The organism is Periweissella fabalis, assembly GCF_012396505.1.
In the GTDB taxonomy this organism is placed as follows: Bacteria; Bacillota; Bacilli; order Lactobacillales; family Lactobacillaceae; genus Periweissella; species Periweissella fabalis.
On sequence record NZ_JAAXPN010000006.1, the window covers coordinates 79,627 to 94,061 of the forward strand.

At 41.2% G+C, this 14,435-nt stretch carries 29 protein-coding genes; 1 reads left to right on the forward strand and 28 read right to left on the reverse strand.

Translation table 11 applies throughout. The features are described from left to right. Window position 1 precedes the first annotated feature (1 nt). The 28 genes from HF964_RS06460 to rpsJ all read right to left on the reverse strand — a co-directional run bounded on the left by HF964_RS06460 (window position 2) and on the right by rpsJ (window position 13,505). On the reverse strand, window positions 2-946 hold the full coding sequence (locus tag HF964_RS06460) for a DNA-directed RNA polymerase subunit alpha (RefSeq protein WP_168722237.1): 945 nt from the start codon (window positions 944-946) through the stop codon (window positions 2-4). A 94-nt stretch (window positions 947-1,040) separates the two neighbouring features. Further along, a complete protein-coding gene (gene rpsK / locus HF964_RS06465; protein ID WP_168722238.1) occupies window positions 1,041-1,427 on the reverse strand; it encodes a 30S ribosomal protein S11 in 387 nt (128 codons plus the stop codon). A gap of 32 nt (window positions 1,428-1,459) precedes the next feature. After that, a complete protein-coding gene (gene rpsM / locus HF964_RS06470; RefSeq protein WP_168722239.1) occupies window positions 1,460-1,825 on the reverse strand; it encodes a 30S ribosomal protein S13 in 366 nt (121 codons plus the stop codon). Between the two features lie 63 nt (window positions 1,826-1,888). Further along, complete coding sequence (gene rpmJ, locus HF964_RS06475) at window positions 1,889-2,008, reverse strand: 50S ribosomal protein L36 (protein WP_010621648.1); 120 nt, start codon at window positions 2,006-2,008, stop codon at window positions 1,889-1,891. Window positions 2,009-2,036: 28 nt separating this feature from the next. Next, window positions 2,037-2,252, reverse strand: a complete 216-nt coding sequence (gene infA / locus HF964_RS06480) for a translation initiation factor IF-1 (protein WP_168722240.1) — start codon at window positions 2,250-2,252, stop codon at window positions 2,037-2,039. Window positions 2,253-2,400: 148 nt separating this feature from the next. After that, window positions 2,401-2,961, reverse strand: coding sequence for an adenylate kinase (locus HF964_RS06485; protein ID WP_168722241.1), 561 nt, complete (start codon window positions 2,959-2,961; stop codon window positions 2,401-2,403). 3 nt (window positions 2,962-2,964) lie between these two features. Next, window positions 2,965-4,269, reverse strand: coding sequence for a preprotein translocase subunit SecY (gene secY / locus HF964_RS06490; RefSeq protein WP_168722242.1), 1,305 nt, complete (start codon window positions 4,267-4,269; stop codon window positions 2,965-2,967). Next, a complete protein-coding gene (gene rplO, locus HF964_RS06495; protein ID WP_168722243.1) occupies window positions 4,269-4,703 on the reverse strand; it encodes a 50S ribosomal protein L15 in 435 nt (144 codons plus the stop codon). The genes secY and rplO overlap by 1 nt, the downstream gene beginning before the upstream one ends. Window positions 4,704-4,737: 34 nt before the next feature. Further along, a complete protein-coding gene (rpmD, locus tag HF964_RS06500) occupies window positions 4,738-4,920 on the reverse strand; it encodes a 50S ribosomal protein L30 (RefSeq protein ID WP_168722244.1) in 183 nt (60 codons plus the stop codon). A gap of 15 nt (window positions 4,921-4,935) precedes the next feature. Continuing rightward, entirely contained in the window at window positions 4,936-5,439 is a 504-nt protein-coding gene (rpsE, locus tag HF964_RS06505; protein ID WP_168722245.1) for a 30S ribosomal protein S5, read from the reverse strand. 20 nt (window positions 5,440-5,459) lie between these two features. Then, window positions 5,460-5,816 carry a 50S ribosomal protein L18 gene (rplR, locus tag HF964_RS06510; RefSeq protein ID WP_168722246.1) on the reverse strand — a complete coding sequence of 119 codons (357 nt, stop codon included), beginning with the start codon at window positions 5,814-5,816 and terminating at the stop codon, window positions 5,460-5,462. A gap of 52 nt (window positions 5,817-5,868) precedes the next feature. Next, window positions 5,869-6,405, reverse strand: a complete 537-nt coding sequence (rplF, locus tag HF964_RS06515) for a 50S ribosomal protein L6 (RefSeq protein WP_168722247.1) — start codon at window positions 6,403-6,405, stop codon at window positions 5,869-5,871. 33 nt (window positions 6,406-6,438) lie between these two features. Further along, window positions 6,439-6,837, reverse strand: coding sequence for a 30S ribosomal protein S8 (gene rpsH / locus HF964_RS06520; protein WP_168722248.1), 399 nt, complete (start codon window positions 6,835-6,837; stop codon window positions 6,439-6,441). 59 nt (window positions 6,838-6,896) lie between these two features. After that, a complete protein-coding gene (locus HF964_RS06525; protein WP_133363096.1) occupies window positions 6,897-7,082 on the reverse strand; it encodes a type Z 30S ribosomal protein S14 in 186 nt (61 codons plus the stop codon). A 17-nt stretch (window positions 7,083-7,099) separates the two neighbouring features. After that, window positions 7,100-7,642, reverse strand: a complete 543-nt coding sequence (gene rplE / locus HF964_RS06530) for a 50S ribosomal protein L5 (protein ID WP_168722249.1) — start codon at window positions 7,640-7,642, stop codon at window positions 7,100-7,102. 32 nt (window positions 7,643-7,674) lie between these two features. After that, a complete protein-coding gene (rplX, locus tag HF964_RS06535; RefSeq protein WP_168722250.1) occupies window positions 7,675-7,983 on the reverse strand; it encodes a 50S ribosomal protein L24 in 309 nt (102 codons plus the stop codon). Window positions 7,984-8,022: 39 nt separating this feature from the next. After that, window positions 8,023-8,391 carry a 50S ribosomal protein L14 gene (gene rplN / locus HF964_RS06540; RefSeq protein WP_168722251.1) on the reverse strand — a complete coding sequence of 123 codons (369 nt, stop codon included), beginning with the start codon at window positions 8,389-8,391 and terminating at the stop codon, window positions 8,023-8,025. Window positions 8,392-8,451: 60 nt separating this feature from the next. Beyond that, window positions 8,452-8,718, reverse strand: coding sequence for a 30S ribosomal protein S17 (rpsQ, locus tag HF964_RS06545; RefSeq protein ID WP_168722252.1), 267 nt, complete (start codon window positions 8,716-8,718; stop codon window positions 8,452-8,454). Window positions 8,719-8,741: 23 nt separating this feature from the next. Next, window positions 8,742-8,936 carry a 50S ribosomal protein L29 gene (rpmC, locus tag HF964_RS06550; RefSeq protein WP_168722253.1) on the reverse strand — a complete coding sequence of 65 codons (195 nt, stop codon included), beginning with the start codon at window positions 8,934-8,936 and terminating at the stop codon, window positions 8,742-8,744. Between the two features lie 2 nt (window positions 8,937-8,938). After that, a complete protein-coding gene (gene rplP, locus HF964_RS06555; protein ID WP_168722254.1) occupies window positions 8,939-9,358 on the reverse strand; it encodes a 50S ribosomal protein L16 in 420 nt (139 codons plus the stop codon). Between the two features lies 1 nt (window position 9,359). Next, entirely contained in the window at window positions 9,360-10,010 is a 651-nt protein-coding gene (rpsC, locus tag HF964_RS06560) for a 30S ribosomal protein S3 (protein WP_168722255.1), read from the reverse strand. Between the two features lie 14 nt (window positions 10,011-10,024). Then, window positions 10,025-10,375 carry a 50S ribosomal protein L22 gene (rplV, locus tag HF964_RS06565; RefSeq protein ID WP_168722256.1) on the reverse strand — a complete coding sequence of 117 codons (351 nt, stop codon included), beginning with the start codon at window positions 10,373-10,375 and terminating at the stop codon, window positions 10,025-10,027. Window positions 10,376-10,394: 19 nt separating this feature from the next. Beyond that, window positions 10,395-10,676, reverse strand: coding sequence for a 30S ribosomal protein S19 (gene rpsS, locus HF964_RS06570; protein ID WP_168722257.1), 282 nt, complete (start codon window positions 10,674-10,676; stop codon window positions 10,395-10,397). Between the two features lie 45 nt (window positions 10,677-10,721). Continuing rightward, on the reverse strand, window positions 10,722-11,555 hold the full coding sequence (rplB, locus tag HF964_RS06575; RefSeq protein ID WP_168722258.1) for a 50S ribosomal protein L2: 834 nt from the start codon (window positions 11,553-11,555) through the stop codon (window positions 10,722-10,724). 24 nt (window positions 11,556-11,579) lie between these two features. Further along, window positions 11,580-11,867 (reverse strand): 50S ribosomal protein L23, encoded by a 288-nt coding sequence (gene rplW, locus HF964_RS06580; RefSeq protein WP_168722259.1) that lies wholly within the window; start codon window positions 11,865-11,867, stop codon window positions 11,580-11,582. Then, window positions 11,867-12,490, reverse strand: coding sequence for a 50S ribosomal protein L4 (rplD, locus tag HF964_RS06585; RefSeq protein WP_168722260.1), 624 nt, complete (start codon window positions 12,488-12,490; stop codon window positions 11,867-11,869). Before rplD ends, rplW begins: the two co-directional genes overlap by 1 nt. A gap of 22 nt (window positions 12,491-12,512) precedes the next feature. Beyond that, window positions 12,513-13,139 carry a 50S ribosomal protein L3 gene (rplC, locus tag HF964_RS06590; RefSeq protein WP_168722261.1) on the reverse strand — a complete coding sequence of 209 codons (627 nt, stop codon included), beginning with the start codon at window positions 13,137-13,139 and terminating at the stop codon, window positions 12,513-12,515. A gap of 57 nt (window positions 13,140-13,196) precedes the next feature. Then, entirely contained in the window at window positions 13,197-13,505 is a 309-nt protein-coding gene (rpsJ, locus tag HF964_RS06595; protein WP_133363110.1) for a 30S ribosomal protein S10, read from the reverse strand. Between the two features lie 307 nt (window positions 13,506-13,812). Between rpsJ and HF964_RS06600 the strand changes: the two genes are divergently transcribed. After that, window positions 13,813-14,361: a cysteine hydrolase family protein gene (locus HF964_RS06600; RefSeq protein ID WP_168722262.1), complete on the forward strand. Its 549-nt coding sequence runs from the start codon at window positions 13,813-13,815 to the stop codon at window positions 14,359-14,361. The last annotated feature ends 74 nt before the right edge of the window (window positions 14,362-14,435 follow it).

A 14,435-nucleotide genomic window follows, 5' to 3' on the forward strand; every position in this document is an offset into this window, starting at 1 on the left:
CTTAGTCTTCCTTACGGAAACCTAAACTTAATTCTTGAAGCTTGTGTTGAATTTCTTCTAATGATTTACGACCAAGATTGCGCACTTTCATCATGTCAGCATCTGACTTGTCGGTTAACTCTTGAACAGTGTTAATACCGGCACGTTTCAAACAATTGTAAGAACGAACTGAAAGATCTAATTCTTCAATTGTCATTTCTAACATTTTTTCTTTATGCGTTTCTTCCTTTTCAACCATGATTTCAGCATTCATAGCAGTATCTGTCATTTCGACAAACATTGCTAAGTGTTCTGTTAAAATCTTAGCTGCAAGGCTAATCGCTTCACTAGGAGTGATTGAACCATCAGTAGTAACATCCATTGTCAACTTGTCATAATCGTCACGTTGACCAACACGGGTGTTTTCTACTTGATAATTCACTCGTTCGATTGGGGTATAAATTGAATCAATTGCTAACACACCGATTGGTAAATCGTCGCGAAGTGCTTTACTGTCATCAGCTGACAAGTAACCACGGCCACGGTTAGCAGTTAAAGTCATATGCAATGTTGCACCATCAGCAACAGTTGCAATTGCTAATTCTGGATTCAAAATAGAAACATCAGCGTCGCCAAGAATATCACCGGCAGTAACTACCGCTGGACCTTGAACGTTCACTTCTAATGTCTTGTCTTCATCGCTATCGATGCGCAATGAAACCTTTTTCAAATTAAGAATGATTTGCGTAACGTCTTCTACAACACCATCAACAGTGGTAAATTCGTGCAAAACACCATCAATTTGGACTGAGCTAATTGCAGCACCTGGAAGTGATGATAACAAAATGCGTCGAAGTGAGTTCCCTAATGTTGTACCGTAACCACGTTCGAGCGGTTCGACAACGAACTTACCATAGTTGCTATCTTCTTCAATCTTGTAAATGTTAGGCTTTTCAAATTCGATCATGCTTATTGTAACCCCTTTCAAAACGCGTACGTTGTATAATTGATTCGATTCCTAAAGAGAATTGAGCTAATTCCCAAAATATGAATTTCCTCGACTAGACACGACGACGCTTTGGTGGACGAGATCCATTGTGAGGAACTGGTGTAACATCTTTAATTGCTGTTACTTCTAAACCGGCAGCTGCTAAAGCACGAATAGCTGCTTCACGACCTGAACCAGGTCCTTTAACAGTTACTTCAACAGTCTTCATTCCGTTTTCCATTGAACCTTTTGCAGCAGCTTCCGCAGCCATTTGAGCTGCGAAAGGAGTTGACTTACGGCTACCCTTGAAACCAAGTGAACCGGCTGATGACCAGGCAACAGCGTTACCTTGCACATCAGTAATCATAACAATCGTGTTGTTAAAAGTAGCGTGAATATGAGCAACACCGGCTTCAATATTCTTCTTAACACGACGCTTGCGGTTTGTACGACCTGCCATGAGATATAATCCTCCTTTTCTTTAAAAATTAATTACTTCTTCTTACCAGCAATTGCTTTAGCTGGACCCTTACGAGTACGAGCGTTGTTCTTAGTGTGTTGTCCACGCACTGGAAGACCCTTCCGGTGACGGATACCACGGTAAGAAGCGATTTCTTGCAATTGTTTGATGTTCAATGATACTTCACGACGAAGGTCACCTTCGACTTTGATGCCGTCAACAACGGCACGGATAGCATCTTCTTGATCAGCAGTTAAATCGCGTACACGAACATCTTCAGAAACCTTAGCGTCAACCAAGATTTGCTTAGCAGTTGTGTTACCGATTCCGTAAATGTAAGTCAAGCCAATGACAATACGCTTGTCACGTGGCAAGTCAATACCTGCAATACGAGCCATGAAATTTACCTCCATATATTTTTTTGAGAGCTTTATTATACACCTTAAAGTGTATTCAGGTAATTACTTACCTTGACGTTGTTTGTGCTTTGGGTTTGCTGAGCAAATAACCATAACACGGCCGTTACGCTTGATCACTTTGCAGTGTTCGCACATAGGCTTAACTGATGGACGTACCTTCATAATCTATTCCTCCTATTCGGTTAACTGATTATTTAAAGCGATAAGTAATACGACCTTTGGTAAGATCGTATGGTGACATTTCAACAGTCACCTTGTCTCCAGGTAAGATACGGATGAAGTTCTTCCGAATTTTACCTGAAACGTGAGCCAAAATAACATGTCCATTTTCGAGTTCTACTTTGAACATTGCATTAGGCAAAGTTTCTCTAACAATACCTTCGATTTCAATAACATCACTAGCCACGCTAAATTCCTCCTTGTTTTTTTATCTTAATTATTAGATGAGTTTTAAAACCTAAATCATAGATTACTTAATTACCTTAAGCTGAACCCGTTACTTTAACTAATGAAAACTCACAATTAAAATAAGTTAGTCGCAAATCTGGCGAGCATTACAGTGATTTTAAAATTTCTTGTGTGTCAGCAAAGACAACATCAATATCACGGGCTCCATCAACTGTGTGAAGTAAGCCTTTACCATTGTAAAAATCAATCAATGGTGTGTTCATCTTAATGTTAACTTCAAGACGATTTTTAATCGTTGCTGGAGTATCGTCAGCACGACCACGTGCAAGCAAGCGGTCAGCTAACAATTCAGGCTCAACATCAAAGTTGATCACTGCTGTTAAAGGTTTGTTAAGTTCTGCCAAGATTTCATCCAAAGCATTTGCTTGAACTAAAGTCCGTGGAAAACCATCAAGCATAAAACCATCCTTAGTGTCAGGTTGTGCTAAACGATCCTTAACAATCCCAACTGTAACTTCGTCGGGAACTAATTCACCTTTATCGATGAACTTCTTAGCTTCCAATCCCATTGCAGTTTCATTAGCCATTGCCTCACGGAAAATATCACCAGTTGAAATATGCGGAATCGCAAATTCCTTGATAATTTTTTCTGCTTGGGTACCTTTACCTGCGCCAGGCAAGCCCATAAGTACTAAATTCAATGCCATGATTTATTCTCCTTCTCTGATGAAACCAACATATTGACGCTTCATCATCAAGCCATCAAGTTGGCGAATCAATTCAATAGCAACACCAACTACGATAAGCAAGCTGGTACCACCAAGACCAATTGACTGGTTTAAGCCCCATACGTTAGTTGCAATCAAAGGCAACAACGCAATGAACCCTAAAAATAGTGATCCAACAACTGATAAACGCATCAATAAGCCTGAAACCCATTTCTGAGTTTCCTTACCAGGCCAGATTCCTACAATGTATGAACCTTGCTTTTGTAAGTTTTCTGATAACTTTTCAGGATTAACTTGAACAAATGCATAGAAAAATGTGAATAACACAATCAATACAGTGTACAAAATTGATCCTGAAGTAGTTTGCATACTAAAGACGTTTTGTAGAATTTTAAACCAAGTTGTATCACTATAGTTACCTTGGAAGAATAACAAGAACGTCTGTGGCGTCGCAACAAATGAAGAAGCAAAGATAACTGGGATAACTCCCGATACATTAACCTTAAATGGTAAGTAAGACGAATCACCGGAACCAGTAGAACGTCGAGTGTATTGCATTGGAATCTTACGAATTGCTTGTTGTACAAAAGTAACAAACACAACAATTGCAATAATTGCAATTGTTAACGCAGCGATAAACAACCACCCTTGCCATTGTGAGCCTTGTGGGGCTTGCACAACTTCTTCTTTATAAATTTGATAGACACCTGCAGGCATCCGTGCAATAATTCCAGCGAAAATCAACATTGAAACGCCATTCCCAAGTCCTCGCTCAGTGATCATTTCACCAAGCCAGGTAGCAAACATCGTTCCAGCGGTAAGAATCAGACCAATCATAACATATGTTTGGACATTTGGAGTTTTAACAAGTCCCATTGAACTCAATGAGTTAAAACCTGCAGTAACTCCAATTGACTGAACAAACGCCAACACGATAGTTAACCACCGTGTTGCTTGATTAAGTTTGCGTCGACCAACTTCACCTTGCTTTGACCATTCCACAAATCGTGGCACAATGTCCATCTGGAGTAATTGAACCACGATCTGTGCAGTAACGTAAGGTGAAACCCCCATTGCGAACAATGAGTAATTAGTCAACCCACCACCACTGAAAATATTCAAGATGCCAACCAAGCCCGAATTCGCAAGATTTTGAATTGCATGGGCATTGATACCAGGAACGGTGATATAAGCACCAATCCGGTAGATAATCAAAATACCAAGTGTGAAGAGCATCTTGTTCCGGATGTCTTTGACTTTAATGGCATTCTTGATTGTTGTTAGCATTAGAGTACCTCTACAGATCCACCAGCAGCTTCAATAGCTACGACAGCTGAGTTTGAGAACTTGTTAGCTTTAACAGTCAACTTCTTAGCCAATTCGCCATTTCCAAGCACTTTGATACCAGATTTTTCGTTTTTAACGATTCCGGCTTCAACCAACAATGCTGGTGTAACAACAGCACCGTCTTCGAACTTGTTCAAAGTGTCAAGGTTAACGATTGCGTATTCTTTGCGGTTAATGTTAGTGAAACCACGCTTAGGAATACGACGGAAAAGAGGCATTTGACCCCCTTCAAAACCAACACGAACCTTGCCACGAGCCTTTTGACCCTTTTGACCACGTCCAGCGGTTTTACCGTTACCAGAAGAAGTACCACGACCCACACGGTTACGTGTTTGACGTGAACCTTCTGCAGCTTTTAATTCGTTCAACTTCATTAGGTAGGCACCTCCTTATTTTTTTATTTTTTAATTACTTAGCTTCTTCAACAGAAACCAAGTGAGCAATCAAGAATACAGCTCCACGAGTAGCTTCGTTGTCAGGCTTAATAACTGATGAGTTAACCTTGTTTAAACCAAGGGCCTTAACGATCGCACGTTGCTTAGGAAGACGGTGAGCAGCACTCTTAACAAGTGTAATTTTTACATTAGCCATGTGTAAATCCTCCTATTAATCAGCAAGGTGTTCCAATGAAACACCACGTAAAGCAGAAACTTCTTCAGCCTTCTTAAGTGACTTCAAGGCTTCAAACGTTGCACGAACAACGTTAACTGGAGTACTTGAACCAAGAGACTTAGAAGTAACGTCGGTAACACCTGCAAGTTCCATAACGGCACGAACGGCACCACCGGCAGCAACCCCAGAACCTTCAACGGCTGGTTTGATCATGATGCGACCACCACCCCAGATTCCGAGAGTTTCATGAGGAATAGTTGTAGCAACAGTTGGAACTGCAATCAAGTTACGCTTAGCGTCTTCAATTGCTTTACGGATTGCTTCAGGAACTTCCTGAGCTTTACCAGTACCAAAACCAACGTGACCGTTCTTATCACCTACAACCACGAGGGCTGCAAAGCGAAGACGACGTCCACCTTTAACAACTTTGGTAACACGGTTGATAGCAACCACGTTTTCTTCTAATTCACCAAGAGTTTTTGGATCAATAAATGCCATGTTTTTTATTCCTCCTTTCCTTAGAACTTAAGACCGTTTTCACGAGCTGCTTCAGCAAGCACTTGTACACGGCCGTGGTATAAGTAACCACCACGATCAAAGACAACGTCTTCAATACCAGCCGCAACAGCGCGCTTAGCAACTTGAGCACCAACAAACGCAGCCTTTTCAGACTTAGTTGTGCCAGTAACGTCCTTGTCAAGTGTTGAGGCACTTGCTAACGTCACACCCGCTACGTCATCAATCACTTGAGCGTAGATGTTTTGGTTTGAACGGAAAATGTTCAAGCGTGGGCGTTCAGCAGTACCAGAGATTTTTGCGCGAACGCGGCCGTGGCGACGTTGGCGAGTTTTGTTCTTATCTGGTTTTGAAATCATTTGAGTAACCTCTATTTTCTAATCTAGAAAGATATACTAGTTAAGTAATTAATTACTTACCAGTCTTACCTTCCTTACGACGAACTTGTTCATCAATGTAACGAATACCTTTACCCTTGTAAGGTTCAGGTGCGCGAACTGAACGGATTTCTGCGGCTAAGTCACCAACAGATTGTTTTGAAACACCAGAAATGATCACAGTAGTTGTGTCAGGTGATTCAATTTTCAACTCAGCGGGAGTTTCGAATTCAACTGGGTGTGAATAACCCACGTTCAATACGAGTTTAGTACCTTGCATTTGGGCACGGTAACCAACCCCAACAAGCTTCAAAGTCTTTGAAAAACCTTCGCTTACACCTTCAATCATGTTAGCAAAGTTGGCACGAGTAGTACCGTGCATTGCCTTCATACGGTTATCGTCTGATGGACGAGTGAAAGCAGCTTCGTTGCCTTCAATGTTCAAAGTAATATCTGAACTAAGTGTGCGAGTTAATTCCCCTTTAGGACCTTTAACAGTCACAGTGAAACCATCTTGCTTAACTTCAACGCCTGCTGGAATAACAACAGTCTTATTACCAATACGACTCACGAGTAGGTACCTCCTTTTTTTAAATTTTTTATATTACCAAACGTAAGCGATAACTTCGCCACCAATTTTCTTGGCGCGAGCTTCTTTATCAGTTACCACACCTTCAGAAGTTGAAATGATAGCAATACCTAAACCATTCAACACCTTTGGCACAGCATCGGCCTTAACGTATGAACGCAAACCTGGTTTTGAAATACGTTTCAAACCAGTGATAACGCGTTGCTTGTCAGTACCGTATTTAAGGAATACACGGATGATGCCTTGCTTGTCATCTTCAATGTATTCAACATCGCGAATGAAACCTTCATTTTTCAAGATTTCCGCAATGTCCTTTTTGATCTTTGAGGCAGGAGCTTCGACAACTTCATGTTTTACCATGTTCGCGTTACGAATACGTGTCAAAAAGTCTGCAATAGGGTCAGTCATAGACATTGATGTTTACCCTCCTTCATCATTAATATTTTTAAAGTTTTTGTTTTAGTAAACTGTGCTTACCAAGAAGCTTTTTGCATACCAGGAATTTGACCTTTGTGAGCTAAATCACGTAGGCAAATCCGGCATAAACGAAACTTACGGTAAACACTGTGTGGACGTCCGCAACGTTCACAACGAGTGTATTCTTGAACCGCGAACTTAGCTGGGCGCTTGTTCTTGGCTACCATTGATTTCTTTGCCATTTATATTATCTCCTAAATTACTTAGCGAAAGGCATACCCAATTGACTCAACAATTCACGTGATTCTTCATCAGTGTTTGCTGTAGTAACGATAACGATATCTAAACCACGAACGCGGTTAACGTTATCAAAGTCAATTTCAGGGAAGATTAATTGTTCACGAATTCCAAGTGTGTAGTTACCACGACCGTCAAACGCTTTGTTTGAAACACCGTGGAAGTCACGAACACGTGGAAGTGAAACAGAAACTAACTTGTCTAAGAAGTCATACATACGTTCTCCACGCAATGTAACCTTAGCACCGATAGCCATTCCTTCACGAAGACGGAAGCCGGCGATTGACTTCTTGGCGCGAGTTACAAGTGGTTTTTGACCTGAGATCAATGCCAATTCAGCAACTGCTTCATCCAAGTTTTTTGAGTTTGATACAGCATCACCAACACCCATGTTAAGCACGATCTTGTCGAGCTTAGGAGCTTGCATTGATGAAGTGTAATTGAATTTTTCAATTAATGAAGGTTGAACTTCATTAACATATTTTTCTTTTAAACGATTAGCCATGAAAATGATTTCCTCCTTTCAAGTCAAAATTATTAGTCAAGATTCTTGCCTGACTTTTTAGCATAACGCACTTTTTTGCCATCTTCAACCTTGAAGCCAACACGAGTTGGTTCGTTAGTAGAAGGGTCGAGCAACATTACGTTTGAAACGTGAATAGGTGCTTCGACATCAATGATTCCACCTTGTGGGAAAGCATTGCTTGGCTTTTGGTGCTTTTTAACGATGTTGATACCTTCAACAACAACACGGCTTGAAGCAGCGATAGTCTTTAAGATTACGCCGTCCTTACCTTTGTCCTTGCCTGCGATAATACGAACTTTATCACCAGTCTTAACAAACATTTGTAGCGCACCTCCTTTTTTTAGAATGATGGTTTTATATTATAATACTTCTGGTGCGAGAGAAACGATACGCATGTAATCATTTTCACGCAATTCACGGGCAACAGGTCCAAAGATACGAGTACCTACTGGGCTCTTGTCATCCTTAACAATAACAGCGGCGTTTTCATCAAATTTGATGTATGAACCGTCTGCACGGTGTACACCTGAAACTGTACGAACGATAACGGCTTTAACAACGTCACCCTTCTTCACAGTACCACCAGGGATAGCTTGTTTAACGGTAGCAACGATCATGTCACCAATGTTGGCGAACTTACGACCAGAACCACCAAGCACCTTGATAGTCAAAATTTCACGTGCACCTGAGTTATCAGCAACTCGTAAACGACTTTCTTGTTGGATCACAGTTAGTGTCCTCCTTCCATCCAAAAATTAAGAATACGAAATATATTTTTTAAAAATATATTAGATAATCACAGCTTCTTCAACGATTTCAACTAAGCGGAAGCGTTTAGTGGCAGACAATGGACGAGTTTCCATGATCTTAACAATGTCACCAGTCTTAGCTTGGTTGTTTTCATCGTGAGCTTTGTACTTTTTAGTGTACTTAACGCGCTTACCGTAGATTGGGTGGTTCTTATAAGTTTCAATGGCAACAGTAATTGTCTTATCCATCTTATCTGAAACAACTCGACCTTGGTAAACTTTACGGGCGTTACGTTCTTCACTCATGCTAATGGCCTTCCTTTCGTATTCTACTTGTTCAATTCTTGTTGACGAAGGACCGTCTTGATACGCGCAATGTTCTTACGAACTTGTGCCAAACGGGCAGTGTTTTCAAGTTGGCCTGTTGCTAATTGGAAACGCAAGTTGAAAAGTTCTTCTTTGTAGCCCTTTTCTTTTGCAACCAATTCAGCAGCGGTTAAATCTTTAATTTCACTTGCTTTCATTCTTATTCACCCTCCACTTCGCGGGTTAAGACCTTAGTCTTAACTGGCAACTTGTGTGAAGCGAGACGTAAGGCTTCGCGGGCGATTTCTTCTGAAACCCCACCGACTTCAAACATCACCTTACCACGCTTAACAGGGGCAACCCATCCTTCAGGGGCACCTTTACCGTTACCCATACGGACACCAACACCCTTAGATGTATATGATTTGTGAGGGAAGATCTTGATCCAAACCTTACCACCACGCTTCATGTAACGAGTCATAGCAATACGAGCTGCTTCAATTTGACGGTTAGTAATCCAACTTGAAGTAGTCGCTTGTAAACCGAATTCACCGAAAGCAACAGTCTTGCCACCTTTGGCTTCACCACGCATCTTACCGCGGTGTTCACGACGGTGTTTTACACGTTTTGGTACAAGCATCTTATTTCCCTCCTTTGTTCTTAGTTGGGAGAACTTCACCACGGTAAATCCAAGTCTTAATACCTAACTTACCGTAAGTGGTCATTGCTTCGTCCCATGAGTAATCAATGTCAGCACGCAATGTGTGCAAAGGAACAGTTCCTTCAGTGTAGTGTTCGATACGGGCAATATCTGCACCGTTTAAACGACCAGCGACTTGTGTCTTGATACCTTTGGCACCGGCGCGCATTGCACGTTGGATTGCTCCACGCATTGCACGACGGAAGGCAACACGGCGTTCCAAGTCGTTTGCGATTTGTTGACCAACAAGGTGGGCATCCAAATCAGGCTTTTTAATTTCAACAATGTTGATGTGTACTCGCTTACCAGTCAATTTGTTTAATGATTGACGGAGAGTTTCAACTTCTGAACCACCTTTACCAATAACCATTCCTGGTTTGGCAGTGTGGATTGAAACGTTCACGCGCTTAGCAGCACGTTCGATTTCAATACGTGAGACAGAAGCATCAGCGAGCTTTTGTTCGATAAATTTACGAATCCGTAAGTCTTCGTGCAAGTAGTTTGCAAAGTCTTGGTTGTTTGCGTACCACTTAGCATCCCAGTCACGGATAATACCAACACGGAGACCGGTTGGGTTAATCTTTTGACCCATTTGCTAATACCTCTCTACTTTTTTTCTGAAACCACAATAGTGATGTGGCTTGTACGTTTGTTAATTGGTGATGCAGAACCCTTCGCACGTGGACGGAACCGTTTCATAGTTGGTCCTTCGTTTGCGAATGCTTCTGACACTACTAAATCTTCTTGATCTAATGAGAAATTGTTTTCAGCGTTTGCTACTGCAGACTTCAATACCTTGTATACATCTTCAGATGCACCACGTGGTGAGAATTGCAAGATTGCAAATGCTTCGGCAACACTCTTGCCGCGAACAAGGTCGAGCACTAGGCGGACCTTACGAGCTGCGACACGTACAGTTTTGGCAGTAGCCGTTGCTGATGTGATTTGTTCAGCCATGTTGTTTGTCCTCCTTTAATTACTTGCGACCAGTTTTTTTGTCGTCACTGGCGTGACCTTTAAATGTCCGAGTTGGTACAAATTCACCTAATTTATGACCAACCATGTCATCTTGAATGAACACGGGAACGTGCTTACGACCATCATAAACCGCGATTGTGTATCCAATAAAACTTGGGAAAATTGTTGAACGACGTGACCAAGTTTTGATAACTGATTTCTTTTCAGAATCAGCTTGTGCTTCGATCTTCTTCAACAAGTGAGCATCGGCGAATGGGCCTTTTTTAAGACTACGAGCCATCGTATGTCCTCCTCTTCTGGATTAGTTTTTTTGATTAATGGTTAATTACTTACCTTTACGACCACGAACGATGAACTTAGTAGAACGTGCGTTAACGTTACGAGTCTTCTTACCGGCAGTCTTCTTACCCCATGGAGACATTGGAGAAGGACGACCAACAGGCGCCTTACCTTCACCACCACCATGTGGGTGATCGTTAGGGTTCATTACAGATCCACGAACGTGTGGACGTTGACCCTTCCAACGGTTACGACCGGCTTTACCCCAGTTAATCAATGAGTGTTCTGAGTTACCAACTTCACCAATTGTGGCACGGTTAGTAGCAAGAATCATACGAACTTCACCAGAAGTAAGACGTACAAGTACATACTTACCTTCTTTACCAAGTAATTGAGCTGAAGTACCGGCTGAACGAACAAGTTGTCCACCTTTACCTGGCTTCAATTCGATGTTGTGAATCAAAGTACCTTCTGGAATAGCTGACAATGGAAGGGCGTTACCTACCTTAATATCTGCATTCACACCTGATTCAACAACCATACCTACCTTAAGACCCTTAGGTGCAAGGATGTATGCTTTAACCCCATCAGAGTAAACAATTAAAGCGATGTTTGCAGTACGGTTTGGATCGTACTCAATAGCTTTAACAGTTGCTTTGATATCGTCCTTAGTACGCTTAAAGTCAATAATACGGTAAGCGCGCTTGTGTCCACCACCACGGTGACGAACAGTCATATGACCGTAAGAATTACGACCACCAGACTTTGATTTTGATTCCAACAAGCTCTTTTCTGGCTTTGACTTAGTGATTTCAGCAAAGTCTGAGCTGGTCATGTTACGACGACCGTTTGTTGTTGGTTTGTACTTAATAATAGCCACTATCGATTCCTCCTATATTAGATTTTATTCTTCAGTGAATAATTGAATTTCTTTAGAATCTGCTGAAAGAGTAACGATAGCCTTCTTACGCTTCTTAGTGTAACCTGAGAAACGACCTTGGCGCTTTAATTTACCCTTCACGTTTGCTACGTTGATTTTAGCAACCTTAACTTCGAAGATTTCTTCGATAGCTGATTTAACTTGCGTCTTAGTAGCGCGTGTATCAACGTCGAATGTGTAACGCTTGCTATCTAAACCAGCCATAGTAGCTTCAGTAATGATAGGGCGTAAAATGATATCGCGTGCGTCCATTATGCAAGCACCTCCTCAACTTGAGCGAGTGCTGATTGAACGATGAGCAACTTATCGTTGTTCACAACGTCCAAGACGTTAACGCCTTTAGCAGTCATAACAGTTACATTAGTAAGGTTACGAGCTGATAAAGCTGCGTTTACGTTTTCATCATCAAGCACTACAAGTGTCTTTTCGTTTACATTCAAGTTGTTTAATACAGCTTTGAATGCTTGTGTCTTTGGTGCGTCGAAGCTAAGTGCATCGACTACAACCAATTTGTTGTCAAGAACCTTTTGAGAGAGGACTGACTTAAGCGCCAAACGGTAAACCTTCTTTGGCAACTTGTATGCGTATGAACGTGGAGTAGGTCCGAAGACGATACCACCACCACGCCATTGTGGTGAACGGATAGAACCTTGACGGGCACGACCAGTACCCTTTTGACGCCATGGTTTCTTACCACCGCCTCGAACAGCTGAGCGGTTCTTAACGGCGTGAGTTCCTTGACGGAGTGACGCGCGTTGCATAAGAACTGCGTCGAAAATAGTGTTGTTGTTTGGTTCGATACCGAATACGGCAGCGTTCAATTCAACTTCACCAGCGTTTGATCCGTCTTGCTTAAATAAAGCTACTTTTGTCATTAACTAATTCCTCCTCTCTGAATTACTTGCTCTTTACTGAGCTCTTAATAGTTACAAGTGACTTGTTGGCACCTGGTACGTTACCTTTAATCAAGATAACGTTGTTTTCAACATCAGTACGTACGATGCTCAAGTTTTGAACAGTACGCTTGTTGTTACCCATGCGACCAGGAAGTAACTTACCCTTGAACACACGGTTAATAATTGCACCGAGTGAACCAGGACGACGGTGGTAACGAGAACCGTGAGCCATAGGACCACGAGCTTGACCATCCTTCTTAATGTTACCTTGGTAACCATGACCCTTAGTGATACCAGTTACATCAACTGATTCGCCTGCTTCGAAGATATCAACTTTGATTTCGTCTCCAACAGTAAATTCCCCTTCTGCGCCGCGAATTTCACGAATGAAGCGCTTAGGGGCCGTGTTTGCTTTCGCAACGTGACCTTGTTCAGGTTTGTTTGAAAGAACTGCGCGTTTATCTTGGTAACCAAGTTGAATTGCTTCGTAACCATCGTTTTCGATAGTTTTAACTTGAAGCACAACGTTTGGAGTTGCTTCAACAACAGTTACTGGGATAAGTTCGCCGTTTTCAGTGAAAACCTGAGTCATACCGACCTTACGGCCTAAGATTCCTTTGGTAGTCATGACTAACCTCCATGTAATTTGTTAAAATAAATTTTTTTAAAGCTAAAACAAATCAAATTATAATTTGATTTCGATGTCAACACCGCTTGGCAATTCAAGCTTAGTTAAAGCATCAACTGTTTTAGCAGTTGGGTTAACAATATCAATTAAACGCTTGTGAGTGCGCATTTCGAATTGTTCACGTGAATCCTTGTGCTTGTGTGGTGAACGTAACACCGTGTAAAGAGTACGTTCAGTAGGCAATGGGATAGGACCTGAAATTTCAGCACCTGTCCGCTTTGCTGTTTCCACAATCTTTTCAGCAGATTGATCAAGAATCCGGTGTTCGTAGGCCTTTAAGCGAATACGAATCTTTTTGTTTGCCATTTTTAATTCCTCCTTCGTCTATTTTCTAATAAGACTAGCTCCATGGGAGTTACCGTCACACAGGTCCGTGGCAACGTAACCGCGTGTGTCGCAATCTTCCACATCATAGCTGAATGTTGATACATCTAGATCAGAGAATGAATAACCACCCTCGTCTGGCGTACTAGAATATAATACCGCATCCTTTATATAAACGCAACAATTTTATCTACTTTTTTCAAAAAATTTTTTCTATGTTTTATCTCATCGTATTTAGTACTATATTATAGAAGAAAGTACATTATAAAATCCCAAAGGAGTTATTATTATGACCAAAGCTTTGCTTATTATTGACTACACTAATGACTTTGTTGCAACAAACGGTGCTCTAACTGTCGGTACCCCTGCACAAATTTTAGAACCTAAAATTAATCAATTAGCTCAAGAATTCCTCATTAATAATGATTATATTATTCTACCAACTGATCTCCATAATGCAAACAATCCGTTCGAAACTGAAGCTAAGCTATTCCCACCACATAACTTACTTAATACTTGGGGGCGCCAATATTTTGGTAAGTTAAACGATTGGGTTCAAGCGCAAAAAAATAACGAGCATGTTTATGCTTATCCAAAAAATCACTATAATAGTTTTGCTAATACTAACTTGGATAATTTTTTACGTGAACGCCATATCACTGATCTTCATTTAGTCGGTGTATGTACTGATATTTGTGTTTTGCATACCGCGGTAGCTGCTTATGACTTAAACTACACCGTTACAATCCATTCTGATGCTGTGGCTACTTTCACGCCAAATGGACAAGAATGGGCTCTTAATCACTTTACTAATAGTTTGGGATTCAAAGTTATCTAATTTTATATACACTAGCTAGGCTAATATCGAAAACTCATTAAAGTGATAAATAAAAAAGGATTATGGCGTAATAT